General features: G+C 47.3%; 25 protein-coding genes. 17 read left to right on the forward strand and 8 right to left on the reverse strand.

The features are described from left to right. Positions 1-2: 2 nt before the first annotated feature. Positions 3-371 (forward strand): hypothetical protein, encoded by a 369-nt coding sequence (locus GO755_RS16870; RefSeq protein WP_157586333.1) that lies wholly within the window; start codon positions 3-5, stop codon positions 369-371. A 191-nt stretch (positions 372-562) separates the two neighbouring features. Here the strand turns inward: GO755_RS16870 and GO755_RS16875 are convergent, their stop codons facing one another. The 3 genes from GO755_RS16875 to GO755_RS16885 all read right to left on the reverse strand — a co-directional run bounded on the left by GO755_RS16875 (position 563) and on the right by GO755_RS16885 (position 3,385). Beyond that, positions 563-1,027 carry a hypothetical protein gene (locus GO755_RS16875; RefSeq protein ID WP_157586334.1) on the reverse strand — a complete coding sequence of 155 codons (465 nt, stop codon included), beginning with the start codon at positions 1,025-1,027 and terminating at the stop codon, positions 563-565. Positions 1,028-1,131: 104 nt separating this feature from the next. Continuing rightward, a complete protein-coding gene (locus tag GO755_RS16880) occupies positions 1,132-2,190 on the reverse strand; it encodes a response regulator (RefSeq protein ID WP_157586335.1) in 1,059 nt (352 codons plus the stop codon). Continuing rightward, on the reverse strand, positions 2,168-3,385 hold the full coding sequence (locus tag GO755_RS16885) for a PAS domain-containing sensor histidine kinase (protein WP_157586336.1): 1,218 nt from the start codon (positions 3,383-3,385) through the stop codon (positions 2,168-2,170). The genes GO755_RS16880 and GO755_RS16885 overlap by 23 nt, the downstream gene beginning before the upstream one ends. 138 nt (positions 3,386-3,523) lie before the next feature. Between GO755_RS16885 and GO755_RS16890 the strand changes: the two genes are divergently transcribed. Continuing rightward, positions 3,524-3,838, forward strand: coding sequence for a YbbN family protein (locus GO755_RS16890; RefSeq protein WP_157586337.1), 315 nt, complete (start codon positions 3,524-3,526; stop codon positions 3,836-3,838). 12 nt (positions 3,839-3,850) lie between these two features. Beyond that, positions 3,851-4,270: a hypothetical protein gene (locus tag GO755_RS16895; RefSeq protein ID WP_157586338.1), complete on the forward strand. Its 420-nt coding sequence runs from the start codon at positions 3,851-3,853 to the stop codon at positions 4,268-4,270. 30 nt (positions 4,271-4,300) lie between these two features. Here GO755_RS16895 and GO755_RS16900 read toward each other — a convergent pair whose 3' ends face one another. After that, on the reverse strand, positions 4,301-7,918 hold the full coding sequence (locus GO755_RS16900) for a family 78 glycoside hydrolase catalytic domain (RefSeq protein WP_317165891.1): 3,618 nt from the start codon (positions 7,916-7,918) through the stop codon (positions 4,301-4,303). Positions 7,919-8,178: 260 nt separating this feature from the next. Here GO755_RS16900 and GO755_RS16905 point away from each other — a divergent pair, with 260 nt between their 5' ends. The 12 genes from GO755_RS16905 (at position 8,179) to GO755_RS16960 (ending at position 19,002) form a co-directional block, all read left to right on the forward strand. Then, positions 8,179-8,916 carry an NUDIX hydrolase gene (locus GO755_RS16905; protein ID WP_157586339.1) on the forward strand — a complete coding sequence of 246 codons (738 nt, stop codon included), beginning with the start codon at positions 8,179-8,181 and terminating at the stop codon, positions 8,914-8,916. A 293-nt stretch (positions 8,917-9,209) separates the two neighbouring features. Then, a complete protein-coding gene (locus GO755_RS16910; RefSeq protein ID WP_157586340.1) occupies positions 9,210-9,557 on the forward strand; it encodes a hypothetical protein in 348 nt (115 codons plus the stop codon). 43 nt (positions 9,558-9,600) lie between these two features. After that, positions 9,601-9,936, forward strand: coding sequence for a DUF6686 family protein (locus GO755_RS16915; RefSeq protein ID WP_157586341.1), 336 nt, complete (start codon positions 9,601-9,603; stop codon positions 9,934-9,936). 25 nt (positions 9,937-9,961) lie between these two features. Beyond that, a complete protein-coding gene (locus GO755_RS16920; protein WP_157586342.1) occupies positions 9,962-10,312 on the forward strand; it encodes a hypothetical protein in 351 nt (116 codons plus the stop codon). Between the two features lie 6 nt (positions 10,313-10,318). Next, the gene (locus GO755_RS16925) at positions 10,319-10,666 is read left to right on the forward strand and encodes a hypothetical protein (RefSeq protein ID WP_157586343.1); all 348 of its coding nucleotides are present in this window, start codon (positions 10,319-10,321) and stop codon (positions 10,664-10,666) included. Between the two features lie 114 nt (positions 10,667-10,780). Further along, positions 10,781-11,083, forward strand: a complete 303-nt coding sequence (locus GO755_RS16930) for a transcriptional repressor (protein WP_157586344.1) — start codon at positions 10,781-10,783, stop codon at positions 11,081-11,083. Between the two features lie 263 nt (positions 11,084-11,346). Next, positions 11,347-13,638 (forward strand): TonB-dependent receptor, encoded by a 2,292-nt coding sequence (locus tag GO755_RS16935; protein ID WP_157586345.1) that lies wholly within the window; start codon positions 11,347-11,349, stop codon positions 13,636-13,638. 78 nt (positions 13,639-13,716) lie between these two features. Beyond that, a complete protein-coding gene (locus GO755_RS16940; protein WP_157586346.1) occupies positions 13,717-15,102 on the forward strand; it encodes an HmuY family protein in 1,386 nt (461 codons plus the stop codon). Positions 15,103-15,173: 71 nt separating this feature from the next. After that, positions 15,174-16,049: a heme/hemin ABC transporter substrate-binding protein gene (locus GO755_RS16945; protein WP_157586347.1), complete on the forward strand. Its 876-nt coding sequence runs from the start codon at positions 15,174-15,176 to the stop codon at positions 16,047-16,049. Between the two features lie 6 nt (positions 16,050-16,055). Next, entirely contained in the window at positions 16,056-17,147 is a 1,092-nt protein-coding gene (locus GO755_RS16950) for a FecCD family ABC transporter permease (protein WP_157586348.1), read from the forward strand. A gap of 17 nt (positions 17,148-17,164) precedes the next feature. After that, positions 17,165-17,977: a heme ABC transporter ATP-binding protein gene (locus tag GO755_RS16955; RefSeq protein WP_157586349.1), complete on the forward strand. Its 813-nt coding sequence runs from the start codon at positions 17,165-17,167 to the stop codon at positions 17,975-17,977. Further along, positions 17,974-19,002 carry a hemin-degrading factor gene (locus GO755_RS16960; RefSeq protein ID WP_157586350.1) on the forward strand — a complete coding sequence of 343 codons (1,029 nt, stop codon included), beginning with the start codon at positions 17,974-17,976 and terminating at the stop codon, positions 19,000-19,002. The genes GO755_RS16955 and GO755_RS16960 overlap by 4 nt, the downstream gene beginning before the upstream one ends. 121 nt (positions 19,003-19,123) lie before the next feature. On the opposite strand, the gene GO755_RS16965 is transcribed toward GO755_RS16960, so the two are convergent. The 4 genes from GO755_RS16965 to GO755_RS16980 form a co-directional block, all read right to left on the reverse strand. After that, positions 19,124-19,330, reverse strand: coding sequence for a hypothetical protein (locus tag GO755_RS16965; RefSeq protein ID WP_227686979.1), 207 nt, complete (start codon positions 19,328-19,330; stop codon positions 19,124-19,126). Between the two features lie 24 nt (positions 19,331-19,354). Further along, entirely contained in the window at positions 19,355-20,509 is a 1,155-nt protein-coding gene (locus GO755_RS16970) for a PepSY-associated TM helix domain-containing protein (protein ID WP_157586352.1), read from the reverse strand. A gap of 87 nt (positions 20,510-20,596) precedes the next feature. Then, entirely contained in the window at positions 20,597-23,026 is a 2,430-nt protein-coding gene (locus GO755_RS16975; RefSeq protein WP_157586353.1) for a TonB-dependent receptor, read from the reverse strand. Between the two features lie 105 nt (positions 23,027-23,131). Beyond that, a complete protein-coding gene (locus tag GO755_RS16980; RefSeq protein WP_157586354.1) occupies positions 23,132-23,893 on the reverse strand; it encodes an SDR family NAD(P)-dependent oxidoreductase in 762 nt (253 codons plus the stop codon). 288 nt (positions 23,894-24,181) lie between these two features. Here GO755_RS16980 and GO755_RS16985 point away from each other — a divergent pair, with 288 nt between their 5' ends. Then, positions 24,182-24,964, forward strand: coding sequence for a VOC family protein (locus GO755_RS16985; protein WP_198174848.1), 783 nt, complete (start codon positions 24,182-24,184; stop codon positions 24,962-24,964). Between the two features lie 239 nt (positions 24,965-25,203). Continuing rightward, positions 25,204-25,875 carry a hemerythrin domain-containing protein gene (locus tag GO755_RS16990; protein WP_157586355.1) on the forward strand — a complete coding sequence of 224 codons (672 nt, stop codon included), beginning with the start codon at positions 25,204-25,206 and terminating at the stop codon, positions 25,873-25,875. Positions 25,876-26,085: the final 210 nt, after the last annotated feature.

Consider the following 26,085-nt stretch of genomic DNA (forward strand, 5'->3'; position numbering starts at 1 on the left):
TTATGGAAACCACAAGCAACGCCGACCAACAAAGCCCTGACCAAACGCTAGGTAATTCGACAAAAGGGCTTTCGCCACAGAATAATGATGCGCCTGAAAATGATACCGATGATGAAGCCGTTGTTTATGCCGGCTTAGGCGTCAACAATAGTCCCGACATCCTGAACCCCGGTGACGAGGAAGCTTCTGACACGCTCTTATACACCGACACGGCCACAGCGCGTCATGCCACCGATGAGCTCTCAAACGACGAGGAACCCGATGAATTTACAGCGGAGGACTTGTCAGATGACGATCTCTCGGACGACGAAATTGATGAAGAAATCACCGAACTCGAAGAAGAAGAGGAAGAAGGGAACGAACGCTACTAATAGCTTACGGGTACTGAAATCGGTACCCGTAAGCTATTAGTAGCGTTCTCGCTTGGCTTTGCCGAGTGAGGGCTATTTTTTTAACGGCCTCTGGCCGGAGTATTGCAAATTATATTAAAAACGGGCCAGAGGCCCTTGAACTAATAGCCCTCACTCGGCAAAGCCAAGCGAGAACGTATAAACCTACAAGATTAGATTTTAGAATAGTAAGCTCTGGCTCCTTGGCCGTAGAGAGCCCGTTCGCCAATTGAGTCTTCAGGCAAGCTCAGGCTGTGTAGTTCAGTCAAAATATGATTCTTACAGGCTGCAAACGCTATTACAACTTCCTGCTGCTCAAGATTGGCAAGTAAATAGTCATAGTGGCGCAGCAATAAGTGAATGCGCATGACCAGTTCTGGCCCACCTAGGATCGTTTCGGTCTGAATTTTACCTGGCCAGGGGGCAGACACATAGTTCAACCACTGCTGTAGGTTTGCATTGGCCTCTTGCTTGGCAGCACGGTGAGCAGCAGCTTTGAGGGGTTGGTTTGAATCAAATGGGAGCGCAAAGGCATAAACAACTGTCAGGTCGATTGCATCTGGCTGATTCGCTACCCATCGGTTTACCGCCAGGGCTAAATCAATAGAACCGTCAGTAAGTAACAGGGCTTTTTTCATGCGTTTTTATAGCAGGTAGTCTTGCCAAAATTAGTTAGATACCTGCTTATGCAACTTGAGCGTACTCAGCCAGGAAGCTGATTCTGATCAACATTGTATGCTGATTACCAGTTGGCCCGACGCAATTTTTCTGGTTGTAGCACCCGAATACTGCCCCCACTTACGTCAATCAGTCCGTCCTGTTTAAATTCACTAAGTGTCCGAATCAGCGACTCAGTGGCGGTGCCGATAACGGCGGCCAGATCATCGCGGGACAGTTGGATAGGTGGAGCGGGCTCGCCCGTTGGCAAGGGTGCCTGAAGCCGTAAGAGTGCATCGGCCACACGCCGACGGAGTGAGCTATAGGCCATACCCAGTAACTGATCCTCTTTTTCGCTCACGCGACCAGCCAATAGTCGTACAAATTGCCGACCGACTTCGGGTTGGGTTGTCAGAAGTTGCAGGAAATCCTGCTTCGGAATATAGATCAGCTCAGCGTCATCGAGTGTTAGGGCAGAGTCGGTGTAGACTGTTTCTTCGAGTAGGGCTAAGTCGCCAAAAAATTCGCCTGGGCCATACAAACCCGTTACTAATTCTTTACCGTCGTTATTCGTACGTGTAGTTTTGACCCGGCCACTTTTCAAAAAATAGAGCCGTATGGGTTCATCACCTTCGGTATAAACAAATTGCTTTTTGGCAACATGGTGCGTTTTTCGATCGGCCGATAAACCTTGCAAACCACCCGTTGTATGAGCGTCATCCAGGAATTGGGTGAGTCCTTCCCGTTGTAGATCATATCGCTCGGCCTGAAGCTTAGTGAATCGATTGAGCCGTCCCTCCACTGCACTAAGCAATTCGGTGTCATCAAACGGTTTGGTCAGGTAGTCATCGGCGCCCAGTTCCATACCTTTCCGGAAATCGCCCCGTTCAGATTTAGCCGTCAGAAAAATGAATGGAATGCCATTGAGTTCTGGGTTTTTATTGACAATGTGCAATACGCCATAGCCGTCCAGAACAGGCATCATTATGTCGCAGATAATCAGATCAGGATGATCGGCGAGTGCCTGTTCAACGCCAGTTTTTCCGTTTTCGGCGGTTAGAACCCGATAGCCCGCCAATTCTAAAATTTCAGCCGTATTCTCCCGAATATCGGTATTATCTTCAATGATCAGGATAGTTTTCATGAGGAAGAAAAAGAGTAACTGTTGTGCCCTCACCTAACTGGCTGGTCAATTCGATGGTGCCATTCAGCAGTTCGAGGTAGCGGGCAACAATATGTAGCCCCAAGCCGGTTCCGGCAAAATTGGTCGCATTTTTAGCTCTAAAGAAACGCTCGAATAAGTGTTTCTGATCATCGGCCGAAATGCCAATACCGTTGTCCTGAATAGTAATTTTCAGATCGGTATCCCGACACTGGATGCGCACCAAAACAGTTTGATTGTCAGACGAATATTTAATTGCATTCGACAGCAGATTGACCAGAATTTTCCGTAGTAATGACGGATCAGTACGTACTGGATGCGGACAATCGAACTGGGTTTCAATTTGCTGCCCGGCCTTTAAACTACCTTGCAAATCAGCAAGTGCTTCATCAACCAATGTAGGCAACTCGATCCATGAAAAGGTGGCCTCAATGCGCCCTTCTTCGAGCCGACCCACGGATAAAAATTCCTCCAGAATATCGTTCAGATGGTTGACCGACGCTTTAATCCGTTGAATGTGCCGGATTCGCTTGTCCTGTTGATCGGCAGCGGTATATTTTTCAATGAGTGAGGCCGACGTAAGAACAGCACTCAATGGTGTTCGGAACTCGTGTGACGCCATCGACACAAATCGGGATTTCAACTCACCCAGTTCACGTTCGGCAGCTAAGGCTTTTGCCAGTTCATCTTTCGATTGTTCGAGTTGATGCAGAGTGGCCATCAACGCATGCGTACGGTCAACTACTTTCTGCTCCAGTTCGGTATTGAGTTGCTCAATACGGCCTTTCTGCTCCAGCAAGGTTTGCTCAGCTTCCTTCTTGGCGGTAATATCAATGATGTAGCCTACGGCCAGAATCGCCCCTTCCCGATAGAAATAACTCAGGCTAATCTCCGCCGGAAACACCGATCCGTCTTTGCGTTTCGCGAACAGATCACGACCATGCCCCATAGCTCGTACTTGCGGATCGGCATTGAACGAGGCTCGCAACTGGGCATGGCGACCCGCTACCGAATCGGGCACGAGCGCATCGACAGATACATCATTCATCTCATCTTCAGTATACCCAAACAACATGCGGGCATACCGATTCGACGACACAATACGGCCCTGTTCATCCGAAACAATGATGCCAATCGTAGCATGCGTAAATACAGCCTCAAATGAGTCGTCAAACATGGTAGTCAATCTTTCTGATTGCAAAGTAAACGCCAGTGCAGCGAAAGCAGCTGACTAAAATCAGTTTTTCTCTTGATCTGTCTCACCGTTCGCTACTGATAAGCAGGCCAATTTTGAGTCATTAACCGGCTTATTGTCATGGCACCTTCTTCTTCGTTGCTGACGGATTCACCTCAACGGCCTGTGCTGCTGATTTTTACGTCTGCATCTTCCACTCAACGGGTCGAAATAGACCAGCTTCTGGAAAAGGCACAAACTGTACTAAATCCAACCGTAAAGATCATGCGCGTCAGCGAAACAACGCATCCTGAAGTGGTCCGTAGTTTTGGCTTTACGTCGCTACCTGCTTTTGTCTTGCTTCAACAGGGACTGGAATTATGGCGCTACTCAGGGCCTGTCGATAATCCCGAGCTTTTTCACCAAATGGATCAGACTTTTCTTAAAACCCATTAACCGCAAATCTGCATGAACTCAGCAGCCTCCATTCATCCACTTCGTTTGGCAGAAACGACGACTTCCTGCCAGCACGACCACCAGCACTGGCAACAAATTATTCATCAGCAGGCAGAGGAAATTCGCCAGCTTCGATCGCTATTGCTCGAAGTCATGAATTTGTATAACTGCCGTAGCCTGCGCCACGACGCGGTTGATTACTACCGGGATCTGAACCACCTGCAAACCAAACTCGACCGACTGAATCGGGATATGATTTGTGAAGGGGTTGAGTGTCCCGCCAATCCTCAGCAACCAGCCTGTACAGATACTCGTTTTGGTTTATCGACCACCATTGAGCGTCATGCTACGGCACTTGCCAGCGAATTTTCCCGAATAAAAGATGGTTGCCTTCAGTTCCTGTCGGGCATGATGAGTCTGAATTTGCTCTAGGAATTAAGAAAACTACCGTTCGATTGCCTGTCAATAGCTAATCTCAAACGAATAATCCCCTGAACCTAACGGAATCATTATCTGACCATTGGCCTGGCTAATGCCTTTCCACTGAGCAATCGGTTTCCCATGTTCAGTGATTTGATTTAGGCGTTGGGCGGGCAGATAAAGCGTAGCGGTGGTATTAGCAGGAAGTGTCGTTTTATAAATCCATTTCGTGCCATCAATTTTCCATTCGCTGCTGATCCGTCCATAATTTGAGTCATAATACCCTTTGGCAAAGGTCATTTTTTTAGTCGGATCAGGAATTGGCTTTAGGATAATTTCCTTAAAGCCAGCCTGCTGCGGATGCCGTTGAATTCCCAGGGAATGGTTATACATCCAGGCAGCCACAGCCCCGAACGAATAATGGTTAAAGGAGTTCATGCTATTGTTGCCGCCGAACCCATTCTCAACGGTATACGAATTCAGCCGCTCCCAAATGGAGGTCGCTCCGTTAACGACAGAATAAAGCCAGGACGGATACTCCTGCTGTTGCAACAATCGGTAAGCAATCGCCGAACGGTCGTTTTCGGAAAGCGCGTCGGTTATCGAGGCTGTCCCAATAAAGCCAGTCATTAACGAATAGGCTGGGCGTTCGACACCCGAGTCATCTTTATTTTTGCGTTCAATCGTTTCGGCCAAATACCGAACACCGAACGGCTTATTTTCATCATTGAACAAGCCCAGTGCCAGTGGAATGGCATATGAGGCCTGGGTGTCGATCAATTGGCCTTTATCTGATTTCTGGGCTTGTTGCTGCTCATTAGGTGGCCCCATAAAACCCGTTCGTACGCCCGATTTTATGGTCTTGTGCGTCGCTTTATCCAGGTAAATGTTATTCCAGGCCGCTTTAATTTCGCTTTGTCGCTTCACAAACTGAGCTGCCTCGTCAGGTTTTCCCAGGAGGGTAGCTACTTTACCCATAATTTCCAGATCATAGGCAAAATAGGCCATCCAAAACAACGTATTGTCATTTTTATTCCCCTCTGGACTCAACCAATCGCCCAGCGGACCCTCATTCAGAATACCGGTTTCTTTGTCAATTTTTGTTTCTAAAAACTGGACATACCGCTTCATGGCTTCGTAATGCTCATTTAGTAGGGCGACATCGCCATATTGACGATAAGTTTCCCAGGCCACTACAATGCCGGCACTTCCCCAAAGTGTACCCCCAAACCCACCACCCATCGGGGCCACATCGGTAAATCGGCCATTAGTTGCCTGTACATCCCTCATGGCCATGAGGTGCCTTCTCAGAAATAAATCGGCGTTGGTCAGGTAGGTGGCACTTTTGGAAAACACCGAAATATCGCCACTCCATCCCATGCGTTCGTTACGAGCTGGCGTGTCGGTTGGAATGGACAGAAAATTACTCCGTAAGGACCAGGTGATATTTTGCCAGAGTTTATTTACGAGCGGATTCGATGTCTCATAACTCGACGCAAGTTGGGAGACTGAGCTAATGACCAGCCCTTTAATGTTAGCTACTGGAATGGCCTGCTCAAGGCCTGTTATTTCCAGATATCGGTAGCCATGAAACGTAAATCGGGGTTGAATGGTCTCATCTCCCCCTTTCAATGTATAAAGATCCTGCGTGAGGGCAGCCCGGATATTTTCCATCATTACCATACCTTCATTACCCTTGTAATCAGGCAGATTTGGGTATTTTACTTCGGCATATCGCAGTGTAACAATTTGTCCTTTTTTACCATTTTTGATCAAAATCTGCGGAACACCTACCATGTTCTGGCCCATATCATAGACAAAAACGCCCGGCCGAACTGTCTCTATTTTCTGGGCGGTCAGCGTCTTAACGATGGTTGCATTAGCCCCCATTTGACCAACGAGCTGGGCATCCTTGTAATCAAAGGTGGATGTTCTTCCCATGCCATCTTTAAAGGTCCCCATATAAGCTGTACCTTCCAAAGGTACGTCCACCGCTGATTTCCAACCCTTAGCCAGATAAGTTGGTAATGACCAGCCTTTTATGCCTGCTTCTTTGGTTCCATCGTAGACTTCGCCCTGAAAGAACGAGCCATACCGGATAGGTCCATCATTGAAAAACTGCCACGTTGACGGATCAGAAGTAATCATCTGTTCGGTTCCGTCCGCGTAGGTAATAAGCAGCTTGCTCAATAGTGATTGACGATCACCAAAGTAATTCCAGCTTTCACCGCTGTACGTAATATTGCCGCTCCACCATCCTTCGCTTAACCAAGCCCCAATCGCATTTTTCTGGCCCTGTTTGAGCTGGCCCGTTACGTCGTAGGTCTGATACATCTGATGCTTGTTGTACTGAGTTAGCCCTGGATTGAAGTAGTCATTGCTGATGCGACTGCCGTTGAGATACATTTCATAGATACCTCGCGCTGTAACGTATAAACGGGCTTTCGCAATGGGCTTTGTCTGCGTTGTAAAGACCGAACGGAGCATGGGAGCAGCATTTTTACTCGGATTAGCAATAATCAGGGCGCCCCCTTTAATTACATACCGCCCTTTGTCAACGGTAAGCTGAGGAGCGTTGAAAATGCTCTGGTGCGGTGGTTGTGTCAGGTTTTCTGTAAATAACGTATTGGCCGGAAAACGGTAGTTTTTTACCATCACTTCCGAAAAATAAACCGTTTGATTTTCTGGAGTCTTAAAGCCAATGTCGGCCAGCATAGGGAAGCTGATGTAGTTATTACCACTTCCGACCGGATTCAGGTTAAGTCCCCGTGCCGCAAAAGGAGAGGTTACCGGAGGAGCAGACTTATCAATTAGTTTGTTCGCTTCTCCATTTCCATCCACAAAAAATTCAAACAACCCAAAGTTACATTCGGCAAATATGGTATGTTTCTCATACTTATTGGCCTGGTTAATGAGCGCCTGGGGAATCTCGAAGCGCTTAAACGGTACATCGGGCTTATCATCATTAGTATAGCCAGCCCGGTAAATAGTCAATGTAGCAACGCCATCAGGCGTATTGCTCACCTTCGAAATATCCAGCTCTACTGCGATATAGCTCTCGTTAGGCGCATTTTTTCGGCCCATCAGATTGAGGCTACTGTTCATCAGACGGCGATCATTCGCGCCGAAAATAAACGACCCTTTCGTGCTACTGGTTGCCTGGTCGAACTGAATACCAAATTGAAACTTATATACGGACAGGTAATGCGAAAAGAAAACCAGGTCTTCATTACCACCGCCAATCCAGTGGGCACCCGACCAGGCTGAAAGGTCTGAGTTCATCAAGCCAGTTTCGAACCAGGATGTGCTGGTTGCCATCTGATCATTGTTGTCCCAAACCGTTACTTTCCAGTTGTAGCGAGTAGTTGGTTGAAGTGCAGGACCACCATAGGCGATACCATGTGACAGGCCTGAACTCACTTTTTTCGAATCCCATACAAGCTGATTTTTCGAATCCGTTACCAGGAGTTGATATGCCTTTTGTGCATAGTTTCGTTTGGCATCCAGTGCTTTCATTTGCCAGCCAAAATGGGGCGTTGCCTGATCAATGCCCAACGGAGTTGACTGATAGTCAACAGTTAAATGATCAATAGAAACAGTAGAAAAGGCGCTATTGAAGGCCAAAAGCAGGGAAAGAAACGTTAGGAGTAGAATTTTCACGCGAATGCTGATTACTTGAGATTTTTCGTTTGGATTCGTATAGGCAGACTATGGAAGGTCCTTCTGATTAGGGTTACTGGTTCAGGCGAAAGCTGTACAAGTCAGGGTGTATATGGGTAAAAACTATTATTTTATCAATTTGATACAATACTATTGAAAGGAAATGAATTCGCAAATTTTCATTATGTCATTTTGATAAAATAATTCCAAAACGGCTTATTCCTCGTAAATTGTCCCTTTCATTTGCCTAGTTGAACCACATGCTTCGTCAGAGTGATCCCAGAGAAATTAACCCACAAGGGGAAGGATTAGTAAAAGGAGTAGCCGTTGATCCGGTTATTTTCGGCTTTCATGAAAATCAGTTAAAAATACTGATCGTTGAACATACAGATACAGGTCTGTATGCCTTACCCGGCGGCTATATTCAGGAAACAGAAGATGTCGACGATGCCGCAAAACGCATCCTTGCCATGCGAACGGGATTATCGGACGTTTATCTTCAGCAATTCCATGTCTTCGGGAAATATAACCGTAACAACCCCGATGTAATAAAGACAATCCTGCTTGGACAGGGTTTCCAGCCAACTGACGATCACTGGTCTCTCAAGCGATTTATCTCCATTGGCTATTATGCGTTGGTCGATTATACGAAAACCAAACTCACGCTTGATCCAACAACGGGCAGTTGTGAATGGTACACGCTGGAGAATCTTCCCCCATTAATTCTGGATCACCGCATCATCATCGAAAAAGCATTGGCTACGCTCCGAAGTAATCTCGACCAACTGCTCATCGCTTTCAATCTACTACCTGCCATGTTCACGATGGCCGAATTACACACCCTCTACGAAACCATTCTGGGAAAAAAGCTTTTGAACACAAATTTCCAGCGCAAGATGCTGAGTTTGGGTATTCTGGAGCGGATCGAGAAGAAGAAAACAGGAAAAGCGCATAAATCGCCTTACCTATATAGCTTCAGATCCAGTGAACCAGAGTAAACAGGCTTTGCGCTGCCACAAAAATTATTTAGAAAAAATCTAAATAAAGTAGTCAACTATTTGGAATGAATATAAACAAGAATTACGTTTGTCAAGAATTTAGCTGACGTTAAATCTCGGATACCTGTCATATTCTGGCTCAAAATGCTATGGGTCATGTAATCATGTTTGGCATCCGATTCAGTTCATTAATAAAACTCGATTGAGTGTACCAAGCCCTAAGCGTGGTGGCCGCTGTTTCGGACTTGCTCTAAATACATCGGTCGCCCGCTCAGGCACAAAACAGGATACTCATGAACAATCGGATAAAATGTCCTCTACAATTGGCCCGAACCAGGCAGGGGGAAATTGTATTGCATACGGATACAGAATTCCAATATGCATTTACGTTTGGCTCACTGCACCGGCTTCTAACCGCCGAGCAATTCCATCTGCTTCATAACTCTGCCCTAAGCGTTGACTTGGGTAAGTTATCGACTCAAACCGGTCAACAGACTAGCGAAACGACGCCACCAACGGCGCTCATCTTTACATTATTTGGGTCACTGACCCGTTCCGAACTTTTAGAGCTAAAAAATCTACTGGGCAAAGCGGCTTTACTGGTCACAACATTAGCAAGAGCTTATCATCATGTTAATTAGTAAGGCGACTAAATAGGGCGATCACATATCACATTGTCTAGTTATGGCACATCACCATCATTTCCGAACAATTGCTCAGAACGATCTTGGCTACGTGGGTATTTGCTCGTCTTGCGGTATACTTAATGTGGCGTTTCAGAACTCCTTGTTTTGCCTGACCCTTGATCAGTTCAAAGCATTTGCCGAAATCATGCATGACCGGCTCGATATGCGCCCCTTCTGCACAACCCATGGAAAAGAGTTGTTGCTTACCACGCCTATGCCTAATTATTTTCTGCTATTCACTGAAGATGAGCTGGATCTATTCTGTGAACTATTGACAGAAGTAGCCCCAGTACTGGAAGCTGAACGGATTCTGGCATTGGGCTCTATGAACTAACTCCCCTACAATAACCTGAACTGCTATGAAAGCGAACGCCCAATCTGACCATCAAATTCTAGTTGACGAATTTGGTATACTGCTCACTCAGTGCCTTTGCTGCGGAGAAGTGGAACTGTATTTTCGGGGAATCGCTATGGCGTTGAATCTGACGGATCTATACGCGCTTGTAACCCGGCTCGAAGACATGCCAGCGGCTTCCAACTACCTGCTTGGTTTACTGGATCTTCGGGACGTACCAGTGCAGGTTGGCTTTCAGGCCGTTGGGCTACAGCTAACTGAAAACGAGCGTCATCAGCTTCTCAATGGCTTGCATCAGGCCTGTTTACGTCTGGATCTGAACTTGATGATGCGGGGTAAACTTCCCCTGAACTAACCAACTATGAATCAGGCAAAAGAACCTCTCTATCGAAGCTGTTACGGGCAATCTATCTGCTGCCCGAAGAGTGGTGGATTCTGGCTTTATTTTGGCGACATGCAGCTTTGGCTTTGCCATGAACGATTACGGCAGTTGGCTCGCAAGATAAATCAGTTGGTGAGCGTCTCCGAACGACCTCACAATGAAGCCCTTTCCAAGCAAATCATACTATGCCCACCGGGTTCTGATGGTGAGGTATTTGTCTTCTCGTTCGATGAACTTCTGGACTTACAGATTCTGGTAAACGGCACACTGGCAATGGCGGATTTATACGATTTTCTTCACGACAACCAACTTCATATCGACGATTGATTTATGTGTGCTCCGCTCTTTTGACAGACTTGCAACAGCGCACATAATACTACGTATATATACTTACGTTAGCAAAAGCGACTCATATAGAATAAAAAATAAGCGTACCAATCTATGGAACAACCGATTTTGTTGACTGATGAAATTGCCATAAATCCACAAGAGTGGCAGGAACGGTTGACGAGTTATTTTCACGACACAGGTTACTGCCCATCGTCAAAGCGGAGAGCGGTGGCTATGGCGCTCGGAGAACAGACTACCTATACAGACGCCGACACATTATGGTTGTCTATGCGCGGCCAGAAAATTCAAGTTAGTAGAGCTACTGTTTATAAAGCCTTAATTTGGCTGGTTGACGCTGGATTTGTCCATAAAAAGGACGATGGCCACCGGACTTATCTGTATTCGATTCAGTAAATACCAGCTAATTTTTACAGGAATGCGCAGTATTATTCAGATAAATTCTAAATAATATTTGCTTACAAGTAAGGTTTCTCTACATTTGTGCATTATTTTTAATTTGTCTAAATAAAATACATCCACTGCTGATAGGTTTACTCGAGGAACCAATAGCCCAAACTGAATGGACTGTTGTTCTTTAGAGCCTTAACCCCTCGTGCTAGAGGTATGCGCATACGACAATATCAAGCCTAAGGGCTTCGACATAGGACCTAGTCATTATGAAAAAGAAGTATACCCCACCCTTGTTTACTGCATGGCTTCTAATCCTACTCATGGGCACAACCAGTCTCTGGGCTCAACAATCAGCCGGTAGAATAGAAGGAACGATTCTGCTGGCTGACGGCACCCCTGGAGCATTTGCTACGGTGCAGATTAAGGGGATTAAGAAAGCAACAATGGCGGATGTAAGTGGCCATTTTAGTGTGGCTAATGTTCCAGTAGGGCAGCATGAATTGCAGGTATCAATGGTCGGTTATGAATCTGTTAGCCAGCCCGTTCAGGTTGAATCGAATAAAGCCGCTGTTGTTTCCACCCGCCTGAAAGCGACCAGTAACGCCCTTGATGAAGTTGTTGTAACAGGGCAATATGAGCCTCAGTCGATTAAGAAATCGGTGTACCAGGTGCGGGTTATCAGCAGTGAACGCATTCGTTTACGAGGTGCACTCAACGTAATGGGCGTATTGAACAATGAACTGGGTTTCCGATTTTCCAATGACCTTACGCTGGGCACAACCGATGTACAGTTAATGGGTATGACGGGACGTAGTGTAAAAATCCTGCTCGATGGGTTGCCTATGGTTGATCGAGGTGACACACGCGAAAGCCTGAACCAGATTGATATAAACAGCATCGAACGCATTGAAATTGTAGAAGGACCTATGTCGGTTTCCTATGGCTCGGATGCACTAGCAGGGGTTATTAATATTATCACCAAGAAACCGGGTGCCGAGCGGTTAGGGGTTACGGCCAGAATTCAGGAGGAAACAGCTGGCAGCGACTATAATTTTCTAACCAAACAGGGCGTGCATTTGCAAAATGCGGGTGTTACCTGGCAAAGGAAAGGCTGGAACGTATCGGCAGGAGCAACCAACAATACGTTTGGCGGCTGGCAGGGTCTATCAGAAGGTCGGGTAAACGACTGGCTACCCAAAGATCAATTGTTTGGGCATGGCAAAGTGGGTTATCGGTCAGAAACGGCAAATGTGTACTATCGGCTAGATGCGCTGAAGGAAAATCTGCTCAGTCAGGGAGCTGTCAATGTAAATACGAATCAGGCTCGTGATCAGAAATACATTACCAATCGGTATGTGCATCAATTGCAAGGCGACTGGAAAGTAAGTGACCGCTTTCATATCAACGGGCAGGCTTCCTACACGGATTATCAACGCCGGACGCAGACGACAATTCTCGATTTAACCACGGGTCTACGCACACTTTCACTCGGGACGGGAGAACAGGACGTATCGAAATTTACAAGTCAGACGTACCGCGCTACGACCCAATACACGCCATCATCGACCTTTTCGCTACAATCGGGCATCGACATTAATCTGGATGGAGCCTCTGGTGCCCGGATTTTAGGCTCGCCTGCGATTAACGATTTTGCCCTTTTTGTTTCGTCAACGATAAGCCCAACTTCCCGAATCAACATTCGTCCCGGCTTGCGTTTCATCAAGAATTCGGTGTACGATGCACCACCTGTTATTCCTTCCCTTAACGCCAAATTTACCCTAACCAACAAACTGGATCTTCGGCTATCGTACGCCCGAGGGTTTCGTTCACCCGCTTTACGTGAGTTGTATTTCAACTTTTTCGATGCCAGCCACTCCATCCGTGGGAATCCTAATCTGAAAGCCGAAACCTCTAACAGTTTCACAGGCTCACTGGCCCTGCAAGCCAGCCCGAAATTCAAGTCAACGCTCGGGGTTTTCTACAATGACTTCAATAATCTCATCAGCTATGGTGTCGATCCAACGAATCCGAGCATCTCGATGACCATCAACATCGATAAGTTTAAAACAACGGGTGCTACGTTAGAAAACATCTTTACCTGGAAAGACCTTCAGGCTACGGTAGGCTTCTCCTACATTGGTCGCTACAACAGCCTATTATCTGACACCACTAATTATGGTTCGTTACCCACGTTTGTCTGGTCGCCAGAGATCAATACCAACCTGACGTACAATCTGAAAAAGATCGGTACGAAGCTTAGCATTTTCTATAAATACACCGGCAGACGGCCCAGCTATACCGCAACCGTAACGTCCGACAATAAAGTGTCAGCTACGTTAACAGAGATCGCAGCTTTCCACTGGGCAGATGCTACACTTACGAAAACGATCAATAAGTACCTGACCTTCAATGCAGGCGTCAAAAACCTGTTCAACATTACCCGGCTGGCAAATACCTCAACCGATACAGGCAGTGCGCATAGTACGGCTGGTCCCGTACCCTATAGCTATGGTCGCTCGTATTTCGCAGGTCTCAGCTTCCAGTGGTATAAAAACTAACGCCTTTTCAAGTTCAACAATCACTTTATCAACACACCACCATTAATGTCTTTTACCAAGTCAAACTCCCAAAATCAAATGAAAAGAGTAATTGCAATCATGTTCGCTCTGGCGGTAAGTACACTAAATGCCTGTAAGGAAGCCGATCCCCCGCTACCAGACAATTTAGTGCAGTTCGAAAGCGCAGAACAGGGTTTGGACGCAACAACGACCGAAGCGACCATTAAACTCAAATTATCACGAGCTGTCGATGCGGCCACGCCCGTAACGCTTCAAGTTACTCCTACTGGTATTACGTACGGAACCCAGTTTACAACGACGCCAGCCATCACGACGAATACATTGTCTCTGACTGTTCCGGCGGGTGCCAGCGAAGCCTCGTTTAAACTGACCAAAGCTGCTGATCTTTTCCTTGCCGGAACGGAAACCATCACCTTCGCCATTGCATCGGCAGGCAGCCCGGTCATTATTGGAACGACGAAACAGCTGACGGTTAAATTCACGTCTATCGTTTCGTCGGGTACCACGCTGACACTGGACGGTGGAACGGGTGGTGCCAGCGCTGTCAATGCAGTATTCGTCGACTTGAGCAACAATGCACAAACCGCCGTGAAACGGGCAAGCTGGGATTTAGGCTTTTCTTCAGGTACTGATTTCCGGGTTATTATCAACAACATGACGGGTGCAGCAGCTATTGCCCTGGCGAAGAACGATCTGACGCAGGTAACGGCTGCCGATACTGTTGGTCTTGTACTGAGCACAAGTGATTTCAGTCCGGCAGGATTGAAATTAATAGACGATGTATCGGGTGATCTGACAAAAACGGTCATCCCAAGCATCTCGGCTACCGACACGGACAACAAAGTGTACATTCTCAACCGGGGTACAAGTGGTGGCACCTCAGCTAAAGGGTGGATAAAACTCAGAGTATTACGTAGTGGTACCACGGGCTATACACTTCAGTATGCAGGCATTAAAGAAACGACATTTAAGACGGTTACAGTCACGAAAGATGCGGCTTATAATTTCGGCTTTGTATCGTTCGATACTGGTGCGGCTGTAGCTGTCGAACCAGCCAAAGCAAAATGGGATATTGAATGGACGGGTGGTATCTACATCACCAGCGATGGTACGAATAACATTCCGTACTACTTCGCCGATCAGGTGTATATTAACTACTTAGGGGGCGTAACGGCTGCCGAAGTACTAACCAGCACAGTTAGCTATGATGCGTATGTTGAAAGTAACATCGCGACGACAACCTTCAAGGCAGATCGCGCTGTAATTGGCTCAAACTGGCGGGCAACTACCGGAACAGTTGGGGTAAAAACCGACCGGTTCTATGTGGTCAAGGATGCTGTTGGCAACGTGTACAAGATTAAGTTCGTCAGCTTCACCTCTGCCGATGGTGGCGTGCGCGGTAATCCAAAATTCGAATTCAAGCTGGTTAAAAAAGCTAGCTAATCAGGCAAGCAGCAAGCAGGCAGTTCCTCTGGAGAAACTGCCTGCTTGCTGCTTTTAAATCAAACATCATTATGGCAAAATCGATTCTTTCCACAACAAGGCTCGTCTGCCTTTTGTGGATCATTATTGTCGGAAACTTTTCGGCTCTTGTGGCCAAACCCCTCACCGATGAGCCGGTTCGTATTGTATCCCTCGATGGTACGGTCAGCGAAATTCTGTGCGATCTAGGTCTGCAATCGCATCTAATCGGAGTCGATGTAACAAGCACCTATCCCGAATCATTAAAAAGTCTACCCAAAGTAGGGCACAACCGTAACATTTCGGCTGAGGGTGTTATTTCGTTGAAGCCAACGCTTGTATTAACCACCGAAAATGCTGGTACGAAGCCGGAAGTAATCGACCAAATTAGAGCCGCTGGCATTACGGTTATTTCGTTTCAGCAGGAATACAGCATTGCCGGGGCTAAAAAACTCATTCAGGACGTAGCGACGACCTGTCAGGTTGGGTCTAAAGCCAAGCCACTTATCAAGAAACTGGATGCAGATCTGGCGCTGGTCAAAAAAGCGATGAATAGCCCCAAGGTGCTGTTCATTTACGCTCGGGGAACGGGAACGATGATGGTATCGGGCCGGGGAACGCAGGTTGCCAAAATGATCGAGCTGGCAGGGGGCGTCAATGCCACGCCTGACTTCGAGAATTACAAACCACTCACAGCTGAAGCATTAGTGACCGCAAATCCCGATGTGATTTTGTTATTCGATAGTGGTCTTCAAAGTCTGGGAGGCAACGAAGGGCTCTTGAAAGTACAAGGCGTTGCACAAACGAATGCAGGCAAAAATGGCTGGATCATCGAAATGGATGGCCATTTACTGAGCGGCTTCTCTCCTCGTTTAGGAAAGGCGCTACAGGAGCTTGCCCAGAAAATTACCATGAAACCTAAAGCGTAATCTGTCATGAGTAGCACCACAATCGACCCGCCATCTACGACAAAGCCAATCCAAAAATCGGTGCTTAGGACAACCATCAATCCGTGGTTAATGCCCTCGCTGGTTGTCGCTTTGTTCGTGACGATTGTTCTATCGGTGGGGATTGGGGCGGTACACGTAACTCCCTACGAAATCTGGCTTATACTGCGTAAGGCGATGGGTGGATCGGTGGAAGTTGACGGGACGAAAGAGGCAATTTTATTGGTAATTCGGATGCCCCGCGTTTGCCTGGCCATCTTGATTGGTGCTGGATTGGCCATTTCGGGAGCCGCCATACAGGGTTTGTTCCGAAATCCACTTGCCGACCCTGGTTTAGTCGGGATTTCGGCAGGCGCATCACTGGCCGCAGTCACAATGATTGTTCTGGAAGTGAAATTCTTCCAAACGCTTACGGGTCTGCTAGGTATGTACGCCTTATCGGTGGTGGCGTTTGGGGGTGCCTGTGTAACGGCTTTTTTCGTGTACCGCATTGCCCGAATGGCAGGAAAAGATCTGATCACCACTATGTTGCTGACTGGGATTGCCATTAACGCCTTGTCGGGGGCGCTAACTGGTGTGATGACCTATCTGGCTACCGATGAACAACTTCGGAATATTACGTTCTGGAGTTTGGGTAGTTTGGGAGGTGCCAGCTGGACATCGGTGCTGGGAATTTTACCCTTCACAGTAATCGCTTTAGCGGGCATTCCACGGTTGGCCAAATCCCTGAATCTACTGGCACTGGGTGAAAGTCAGGCCAGTATGCTTGGAGTGAATTTGAAAAGCGTGAAACGGCAGGTCATCATTTTTGCAACGATGGCCGTGGGTACGTCGGTAGCGGTTGCAGGCATTATTGGATTTGTCGGGTTGGTTATTCCGCACCTGATCCGGATGGGCGTCGGTTCCGACCATCGGCGGGTGCTAACGGGCTCGGCCTTAGGGGGAGCGATAGTCCTTACGCTGGCCGATTCGCTCGCCCGTACGCTGGTTGCTCCAGCCGAACTACCTATCGGTATCCTTACGGCTCTGATTGGGACGCCTGTATTTTTATGGATATTATTTCAGAATAGACGCCGATAAGCTAACCTATAACGACTATGTTAGACGTCAGAAACATATCCTACCGCATTCGAAATCGTAAACTGCTTGATGGCGTTTCGTTCCAGGCCAAACCGGGCGAAATGCTGGCCATTGTTGGGGCAAACGGTGCGGGCAAATCAACGCTACTCAAATTATGCACCCGCGAACTAATCAAGTTTACGGGCGAAATTCAACTCTTCAATAAGCAGATCAATACGTACTCCGATAAGGACTTATCTCTTTTTCGGGCGGTTTTACCACAGCAAAACTCCGTTGTTTTCCCATTTCTGGTCAGTGAATTAGTTCTGATGGGTCGGTATCCTCATTTCGAGTTTCACCCATCCGAACAGGACTATGCAATTGCCGAGATGGCCCTTAAAAAAGTAGGTATGTGGGAGTTTGCTTCCCGCATTTTTACGACCTTATCGGGTGGTGAACAACAACGGGTGCAGTTGGCCCGCGTACTGGCCCAGATCTGGGATGTAGAACAGGGCATATTATTTTTAGATGAACCAACCACAGGTCTCGATCTTCTGCACCAACACCAGATGCTGGAGCTTGCCCATGAGTTTACGCAAAAAGGGTTTTGCGTCGTCGTGATTTTACACGATCTGAATCTGGCCGCACAGTATGCCGATCAGATCGTGATGTTACGAGCCGGGCAGATAGAAGCGGTTGGAACACCCCGAGATGTGATTACGGAAGCAACGATTAAGCGCGTTTTCAACTTGAACGTATGGCTTATTGAGCACCCAGAAATGGACTGCCCTATGGTGATTCCGCAACATCGACAATTTACTGACAATCAACCATTAACTAATAGAAAATGACCACAACACAAAGCCTCAAAGAACGCTGGGCTGCGTTCAATCTGGAAAACCCAAAAACACGAATCCGCGATGCGGCTAAACAACTGGGCGTGAGCGAAGCCGAACTTCTGGCTACACAAGTTGGCGAAACTGTTCAGCGACTGGAAGGTGATTTCCGTGACTTACTGAAAGATGTTACAAGCCTGGGCCACGTTATGGCGCTGACCCGCAATGACAACATCGTTCACGAACGCAAAGGTGTTTACCAAAAAGTATCGTTTAACGATCAGACAGGTCTGGTTCTTGGGCCAGATATTGACCTTCGTCTGTTTATGTCGCACTGGCATTTCGGTTTTGCCGTTGATGAAAATGGACGCAAGAGCCTACAGTTTTTTGATCAGGATGGTGCCGCTGTACATAAGATTTACCTGACGGATCAATCGGACGTAGCGGCTTATGAGCAGTTGGTTCAAAAATACCTTGCTTCCGAACAAAACAGCCCAATCGTTACCGTAGCCTACCCAGAAAAGGCAGCTGCTACGCCCGATGAAGATATTAATGTTCCGGAGTTCCAGGCAGAATGGCTAGCCATGGAAGATACGCATCAGTTCTTTGGTCTTCTGCGCAAATACAAACTCGACCGTGAACAGGGACTTCGGTTCGCTCCTGAAGGATACGCTCAATTGATCTCGACCGAGCAACTCACATCACTCTTCGAAACAGTTGCCGAACGCGAAATGCCGATCATGATTTTTGCATCGAGCGCAGGTTGTATTCAGATTCATACCGGGCCAGTTAAGAAGTTGGTTACAACGGGCCCCTGGTATAATGTACTGGACCCCGAGTTCAACATGCACTTGCGCCTGGATCAGGTTCACCACATCTGGGTAACCCGCAAACCAACCAAAGATGGCATTGTAACGGGCATTGATTTATTCGACAAGGAAGGCAATAACATTGCGCTGATTTTCGGAAAACGCAAACCTGGCGTTCCTGAGTTACAAGAATGGCAGGATACTGTCAATGAACTGACAAACGCAGCCTAGGTTGTATGAATTTAAAAAGGGGGTAATTATAGGCCATTGGTCTATAATTACCCCCTTTTTTCTTGTTTACGGTAGCATCGTGATGTCAGATACTTACATCTGACATCACGGTATAACTTCATCAGACGCGCTTCCTCTTACCTGCCTTCAGCACATACCAGCCAATCACGACTAGCGGGATTAGCAGGCAGAGCCAGGAAAGGCCATCCCAGAGATCATCTCCGATCAGGGCGGCCAATAAGCCAATTGAGCTAAGAACCCCTAATAAAATAGGCAATGCCCAGACGTGCCAGTAATCATAGCGTTGGGCTCTCGTTTTCCTATGCACTAAATGGTTGTGTTTCAAGACTTACTATCGACTAAAAGATGGTTGAGCAGTTGACTGTTGGCGAGACAATTGTGCCTTCATGGCTTTATTGCGGGCGAACCACAAGTACAGTCCGCTGCCTAATATGACGATCGTAATTACGTCAAATAGCGCCCAGATGATTTTGAGGGGTAGTCCGCCATAATCACCAAAGTGCAACGGTTGCGAGATGAAAACGGCATTGACATACCAGGGCATGTCTCGTATATCGGTCAATTCACCCGTTTTCGCATCAATCAAGGCAGGTTTTGCCAGACGTTCCGTCAGGGGTGTAGTACCTTTCATGAAAACAGCGTAGTGATGCTGGCTGGAATACAGCGTACCTGGATAAGCGACAAACGACGGTTCCATACCGGGCGCGGCCTGTTCGGCAACCTTCATGACCCGGTCAAGAGAAGCAAGCTTACCTCGCAATGGAGCCGCACCTTTGTAAGGCGCGATCATTTCGGCCAATTGCCCCTGTTGCCAAATGCCCTGCACCACTTCTGCCAACGTATTGATTACTCCCGTGAAACCCACCACCGTAGCCCAGACAACCGTTACTACACCGAGCAGATTGTGTAAATCGAGCCACTTCAGGCGAGTTGAGCGTTCAGTTCGGATCATACCAAAATTGAACCGACGCATAATCGGGCTATACAGCATCAACCCCGACCCAATTGCAACAACAAACAACAGCCCCATAAACCCCAGAAAGAGTTCACCGCCGAGGCCCATAAACATATTAATGTGGAGTTGCAGCATCACATACATGAAGCCTTCCTGTATTTTAGGTTCCTCCAATACGTGGGCTGTTCGATTGTCTAAAATAACCAACTTGTAATTGTCGGCGGGAGCCGTCATGGAGTCAGACAACGTGAACGTCATTGTGTTAGGCTCGTGTTCGTCCCAATAAGCATAGCGAATCACTTTAGCCGGAAACTGCGCCCGAACCGTTTGGGCCAGCCGTTCCATGGGTGCTTTTGGCGTTCCGACAGGCAAGGTTGGGGCGAGTGGGGGCTTGCCTTCCAGAGCTTCAATCTCTTCAGAAAAGATCAACGGTAAACCCGTTAGACAAAGCATGAGCAAGAACGCTGTGCAAATCAGGCTTGTCCATTTATGAATCAGAAACCAGGTTTTTACTTGTTTAACAGTGCTCATGAAACCACTGGGTTAGCTGGTAAATTACAAATAAACAGCACGGTCCCGGTGAGCAATTGCTCATCGAGACCGTGGTTTTAGAACCTATTAGAATTTGAAGGCAACGCTCCCGACGAAGTTTCGCAGTTTTTGCGCGTTCATCGTGGTATAGCCAATCCAGTAATGCTGGTTGGTCAGGTTATCCACTTTAGCCGATATCCGAAACTTCCGCTGGTCGTAGAATGCCGATGCGTTAAGTACTGTGTAAGCGGGCAAAATAAATTCCCCCATACTAATGCTGTTCTGAATCTTGTTGTCGCTAGCGTAGTTGCCGCCGAAGCCAAACCCAAGTCCGCGTAGCCCGTAGGTATTGAATCGATAGCTAAGCCATAGATTGGCGAGTACTGGCGAAGAAGCCGTTGTTGGTCGCCGACCGTTGACATCGGCATCAGCCTGTGTTAGTTTGGAGTCATTGTAGGCAAACCCAGCCACCACGTTGAATCCCGTGAATGGGTTTGCGACAACGTCGAGTTCTACGCCCCGGCTTACTTGTGTACCGTCCTGTGTTTGAGCAAACTTGGCCGCTGCCAACGGGTTCGGATCGGTACGGAGCAGGTTTTTTACCTTAATATCGTAATAGCTGATGGTGGTCGTTAACCGCCCACTAAAGGCGTTCAGCTTCACCCCGGCTTCAAACTGATTCGCCTGTTCCAATTTTGCGAACCGCTGTGTCAGACTGTCGGACGATGTTACGTCATAAGCGTTATAAATTCCCTGATTGTTGAAGCTATTCTGATAGTTGGCAAACAAAGACACCTTGTCTTTGAGGGGCTGATATACTAATCCAAATTTAGGCGAAAATGCCGTTTGGTTATAGCCAGCCACTTCTGTACCAACCATACCACCCTTGTTATGAAAGTCATCGACCCGCAAAGCCGCCAGTACGCTCAATTGATCGGTTAGATTCAGGACATCAGAAAGAAAGGCACTATAGGTGTCTTTGATACCAGAGAGCGGATACGTAAAATCCGGGGCTTTGCTGGCGTAAAGAGCCGCCAAAGCCGCTCCACTGAATTTGCTATAATCATAACCTGCAGTAATGGGAGCAGTGTCGAGCGTACTGCCAAAGAACAATTGATTTGAGTTTATATGCAGATAATCCAACCCTACCACAATGCGGTTACGCAGGCTACCCAATCGGAAATCGCCATTGAACAATTGTTGAACCTCGAAAACATCATTGGTGCTGTTGCGCGTCGACTGATCGGCGCGTACGAGTAGGTTCGTCCCGAGCGTCTTCCCATCTGGAATGATGTAGAAATAGGGTCCAAAACCATCAGAAAAACTATGACTGGTGCTGATGTTTGTCGATGATCTAAACGACGGCGAAATCTGATAGTTCACCTGCCCAAACAGGTTCGTACTACGGGATTGCTGCGTCAGGCCACTGCCCATGTATGAGTTGCGGTAGTCGACATTCAACTGATCGGCTCGGGTTGCGCCGAGTGTGTAGCCCGGCACATAAAAGAAGAAGATCTGCTTGCCAACACCCTCGATCCGGTAAATTTCGGCATCGAGTTGAATCGACAGCCGCTCATTTGGTTTAAACAACAGACTGGGAGCCAGCGCAAACCGACGACTGAAGCCCTGCGTTTGAAACGTACCTTCGTGATTGAACGCCGTATTCACGCGCAACATCAGATTTCGGCTTTGGTTGAGTGGCGTGTTCACATCAAGGCTTGCCCGCTGGAAATCGTAACTTCCCGCAGATAGCGTCACCTCACCACCGAATGTTTCATACGGCTTTTTGGTAACCCGATTGACCAGACCACCATAGGAGGTCAGTGCGCTACCAAACAGGGTAGCCGATGGTCCTTTTATCGTTTCCAGTTTTTCCAGGTTTACCGCATCAATGTCGCTGGTAACATTACCGGCCAGACCATTCCGCAACTGGCTCTGTACAATGAAACCCCGCGTATTGTAATAGCTGCCCCCGTCGCCTGCCCGGCCAGTTGCCTCCCACATTTTCTGAACGCCCGGTGCATTACGCATGGCATCATCGACCGAAAAAACGAGTTGCTCTGTCAACAACTCTTTCCCGATGGTATTATACACCTGTGGGTTTTCCAGATTCTTTAAAGGCATCTTCGACACGTAGTCGCTGGATGAACGGGAAAACCGATTGATGCGGCTGGCATTTACGATGACCTCCGTTAACTGAGACGCATTTTCCAACAGCGCAAAATCAACGGTTACGGTTTCTGTACCAGTCACCGTAACCGTTTGCTCCACCGTTTTCAGGCCAATGGCAGAAACCTGAAGTTGATAGGTACCTGCTTTTACACGATTAATCGAAAAATCGCCTTTTGCGTTTGTAATAGCGCCCTGCCCTTTGCCTTTCAGGCTGACAGTCACGGCCTCGGCTGGGTTTCCGTCCGAGGTTTTTACGTTTCCTCTAATAGTTCCTCCTGATTGAGCCTGTGTTGATAAAGCAGCCAACATCAACACTATCACATATAGTAGTTTACCAATATTCATTTGCATCATTATTTAGATTGATTCTAAAGAGATGCAAATGAACAACAGGATTCGATTAGATAAAAGTTATTTTTATTAATTCTAAATAAAGGCAGAACAAAAAGGCTACTCTTTAGATGCTCGAAGCGCTGGCAGGCCAATACCACTCGAAGCAAATCCTCCATCAACGGCAATCATCTGGCCAGTAATATACGAGGCCTTAGGCGAGCACAGAAACACGACGGTTTCGGCAATATCCAGTTCGGTGGCAGAGCGATTCAACGGAATGGCGTCGTAATAAGCTTTGATAATTTCGGGCGAGTGGACGGCTTCAGCCAGCTTCGTCTTTACAGGCCCAGGCGAAACGCAGTTTACCCGTACCCCATATTCTCCCAATTCCACGGCCAGTTGTTTGGTTAAGTGAACAACAGCTGCTTTCGAAGTGCCATAGGCTACCCGTAGCGTACTGGCCCGAACAGCAGAAATGGAGCCTATATTAACGACACATCCCCTACTTTCTTTCAAGGCAGGGATAACTGCCTGCGTACAAAGGAAAACGCCATCCAGGTTGGTAGCCATAACCGTTCGCCAGGCGTCAAAATCCGTTTTTTCAAGCGGCTTGAAAATGGCTACCCCTGCATTATTGATCAGCGCGTCGATGCGTCCGAACGCTGAGAGTACCTTCGCGACCATTTCCTGCACCATATCCGGACTAGAAACGTCACAATAGATTGGCAATGTACCGGGTAATTCATCCGATGCTTTTTGTAATTCTGCTTCGTCACGATCAACCATCGCAACTCGCCAATTATCCTCCAAAAACAATTTTGTTGTGGCAAGGCCGATTCCTCGGGCTGCCCCTGTTACAATGGCAATTCTGTTTGTCATAGTTTATTACTCGACCTCTTGTGAGAAAATGAATCCTATTTCCCTGATTAAATGCAGGATTAGTGAAAAAATAAAAGGCTCCTCCCCGCTACTTGTTACTCCACTCAAGTAAATCTAGTAGGATTTTCTGCGAAAGTCATCTGCCTAGGTTATATGTGCACTTCATGCACTGCTTCTGTCAGTTCATACACAGTTGCCTGTGTTTAAGGAATTAGGTCACCTAGTTTTGACCAGGCAATGAGGACAAAAATCAATTTATCAATCGTCTATTCCATTCCCCTCTTTTGTATGAAAATTCTCGAACTCGATCTGTATACTAATAACCTGGAGGCTGTACGACTTTTTTACGTCAGCCAGCTTGGGCTCCCTCTGTTGGCACGTTCAGCCTCCCAACTTACGGTGCTGGTTGGTTATACCCGCCTAACGTTTCGGCTCGTCGATCAACCAGTGGCACCCTATCATGTAGCCATCAACGTACCACGCGACTCACTTGATGTGCTCATGTACTATTATGATCTGGATTACTTACCGACGCACGGGCACGGAAAAACTATTGCTTATTTCCCCGAATGGGGCGCCAAAGCCTGTTACTTCTACGATCCCTGCGGCAATCTTCTGGAGTTCATTGCCCGGACAGATCTTAATCTGGATGACCCGAACCTAACCCTGCCGGAGTTATTTCAGGGTGTTAGTGAGATTGGTCTGCCAACTCAGGATGTAGCCTACACAACCAGCGAGATCCAACGTCGTTTTCAGGTAGAGGAGTTTAGTAAAGCGACGCCAAAATCTGATTTCAATGCCCTGGGCGATGATAATGGCCTCTTTATTCTGGCGCAACAGGGCCGTAACTGGCTTTTTTCGAACACGCAAGCGAGGCTAAATTATTGTCGGGTTCAATTTACTAACGGCGTTAATGAGGCCGTACACGAGTTGTATTCGTTCGAAGTGAATCAGTTGCCTATCGGATACGCGACGGGTAATTATCGACGCAGCACATCTGATTCAGGAAAGGCTATGGCCTCTGAGCCTTCACCAGCGAAGTCAATTACACGCTCTATATCAGACCATTAACTACACGTTAACGATTTTTTCAAGTTTCCTATTTATCACATTTAGTCAACACTAAAAAACGACTTCCTCTATGTGCCGATCCAACAAACGCTCTACCGTGACTTGCGAGTTGTGCCTTCGCAGACACCTGTGCACCAACAACCAGATCGTTGCACAAGAGAGATCTCTGCAACCTGACTCAGTCGCTTTAAAGTCCAATTTCTCGTCAATTATATCACCCTCTAAACAACAAAAAGACCATGCAAAACCAGCGTTACAACGTATTTAATCAAATTCATAAAGGCCTGCGGGGCATGCTGTATGATACAGCCACCCGTTTACAGCAAACCGATTTTTCACAGTCCGAAGCAGGCGAGACTGTTGACCAGTTAAACCAGGTACTTCTTTTTTTCGATGAGCATGCTGAGCATGAGGACCGGTTTATTCTGCCCCACATCCGCAAACACAACGCTCAACTTATTGATGAGCTGGAAAAAGATCACGAAATCGATCACCGCTTAACCCAGACGCTTTTTGATCACATTCAGGAATGGAAAACAACTACTTCAGAGCATCAGTTGGAGGCCATTGGTCAACGGATTCACTTCGGATTTAGCGAGTTCATTGCCTTTAATCTCTACCACATGAACAAGGAAGAGAATGTACTGATCTATTTGCTCTGGAAACATTACACCGATGACGAAATTCGGCAGATGGAGCACGAGATCATACAGGCAATTTCGCCCCAGACATTGATGGCTGAAAGTCGCTGGATGATGCGCTCTATTAACGACAAGGAAGTGATTGAGTGGCTATCGAGTGTTAAACAAGGTGCACCGGTAGCTGTATTTGATGCCTTCCTGCAAATGGCCAAAGAAGAATTACCATCGGAGCGATTGACAAAAGTGCATGCCGCTTTGGAGCTAGCTTAATCTGTAGCGAAGCTGTCTTTTTTAATGCCTAGCTGGATAGTCATTTTAGTTTTACTGCATCCCTCTAGATCTTTATCATGACTGCGGCCACCCGGTCCGACTTTAAGAGGAATTTCAAGACTGTTTATAAGTCAATATTGAGATTCCTCCTGAGGTTGGACCGGGTGGCCGCAGCCATGATAAACTAGTTTAAGTGAGTTCTTCTCTGGC

Origin of the sequence: Spirosoma arboris (assembly GCF_009754945.1) — a bacterium.
Taxonomy (GTDB): Bacteria; Bacteroidota; Bacteroidia; order Cytophagales; family Spirosomataceae; genus Spirosoma; species Spirosoma arboris.

What these genes read in the sequence shown, in the direction of transcription:
- GO755_RS16870 (WP_157586333.1), top strand. Translation starts at nt 3, where the DNA reads ATGGAAACCACAAGCAACGCCGACCAACAAAGCCCTGACCAAACGCTA.
- GO755_RS16940 (WP_157586346.1), top strand. Translation starts at nt 13,717, where the DNA reads ATGAAAAGAGTAATTGCAATCATGTTCGCTCTGGCGGTAAGTACACTA.
- GO755_RS16950 (WP_157586348.1), top strand. Translation starts at nt 16,056, where the DNA reads ATGAGTAGCACCACAATCGACCCGCCATCTACGACAAAGCCAATCCAA.
- GO755_RS16925 (WP_157586343.1), top strand. Translation starts at nt 10,319, where the DNA reads ATGAATCAGGCAAAAGAACCTCTCTATCGAAGCTGTTACGGGCAATCT.
- GO755_RS16990 (WP_157586355.1), top strand. Translation starts at nt 25,204, where the DNA reads ATGCAAAACCAGCGTTACAACGTATTTAATCAAATTCATAAAGGCCTG.
- GO755_RS16975 (WP_157586353.1), bottom strand. Translation starts at nt 23,026, where the DNA reads ATGAATATTGGTAAACTACTATATGTGATAGTGTTGATGTTGGCTGCT.
- GO755_RS16970 (WP_157586352.1), bottom strand. Translation starts at nt 20,509, where the DNA reads ATGAGCACTGTTAAACAAGTAAAAACCTGGTTTCTGATTCATAAATGG.
- GO755_RS16930 (WP_157586344.1), top strand. Translation starts at nt 10,781, where the DNA reads ATGGAACAACCGATTTTGTTGACTGATGAAATTGCCATAAATCCACAA.
- GO755_RS16935 (WP_157586345.1), top strand. Translation starts at nt 11,347, where the DNA reads ATGAAAAAGAAGTATACCCCACCCTTGTTTACTGCATGGCTTCTAATC.
- GO755_RS16875 (WP_157586334.1), bottom strand. Translation starts at nt 1,027, where the DNA reads ATGAAAAAAGCCCTGTTACTTACTGACGGTTCTATTGATTTAGCCCTG.
- GO755_RS16885 (WP_157586336.1), bottom strand. Translation starts at nt 3,385, where the DNA reads ATGTTTGACGACTCATTTGAGGCTGTATTTACGCATGCTACGATTGGC.
- GO755_RS16920 (WP_157586342.1), top strand. Translation starts at nt 9,962, where the DNA reads ATGAAAGCGAACGCCCAATCTGACCATCAAATTCTAGTTGACGAATTT.
- GO755_RS16880 (WP_157586335.1), bottom strand. Translation starts at nt 2,190, where the DNA reads ATGAAAACTATCCTGATCATTGAAGATAATACCGATATTCGGGAGAAT.
- GO755_RS16910 (WP_157586340.1), top strand. Translation starts at nt 9,210, where the DNA reads ATGAACAATCGGATAAAATGTCCTCTACAATTGGCCCGAACCAGGCAG.
- GO755_RS16915 (WP_157586341.1), top strand. Translation starts at nt 9,601, where the DNA reads ATGGCACATCACCATCATTTCCGAACAATTGCTCAGAACGATCTTGGC.
- GO755_RS16890 (WP_157586337.1), top strand. Translation starts at nt 3,524, where the DNA reads ATGGCACCTTCTTCTTCGTTGCTGACGGATTCACCTCAACGGCCTGTG.
- GO755_RS16905 (WP_157586339.1), top strand. Translation starts at nt 8,179, where the DNA reads ATGCTTCGTCAGAGTGATCCCAGAGAAATTAACCCACAAGGGGAAGGA.
- GO755_RS16985 (WP_198174848.1), top strand. Translation starts at nt 24,182, where the DNA reads ATGAAAATTCTCGAACTCGATCTGTATACTAATAACCTGGAGGCTGTA.
- GO755_RS16980 (WP_157586354.1), bottom strand. Translation starts at nt 23,893, where the DNA reads ATGACAAACAGAATTGCCATTGTAACAGGGGCAGCCCGAGGAATCGGC.
- GO755_RS16960 (WP_157586350.1), top strand. Translation starts at nt 17,974, where the DNA reads ATGACCACAACACAAAGCCTCAAAGAACGCTGGGCTGCGTTCAATCTG.
- GO755_RS16955 (WP_157586349.1), top strand. Translation starts at nt 17,165, where the DNA reads ATGTTAGACGTCAGAAACATATCCTACCGCATTCGAAATCGTAAACTG.
- GO755_RS16895 (WP_157586338.1), top strand. Translation starts at nt 3,851, where the DNA reads ATGAACTCAGCAGCCTCCATTCATCCACTTCGTTTGGCAGAAACGACG.
- GO755_RS16945 (WP_157586347.1), top strand. Translation starts at nt 15,174, where the DNA reads ATGGCAAAATCGATTCTTTCCACAACAAGGCTCGTCTGCCTTTTGTGG.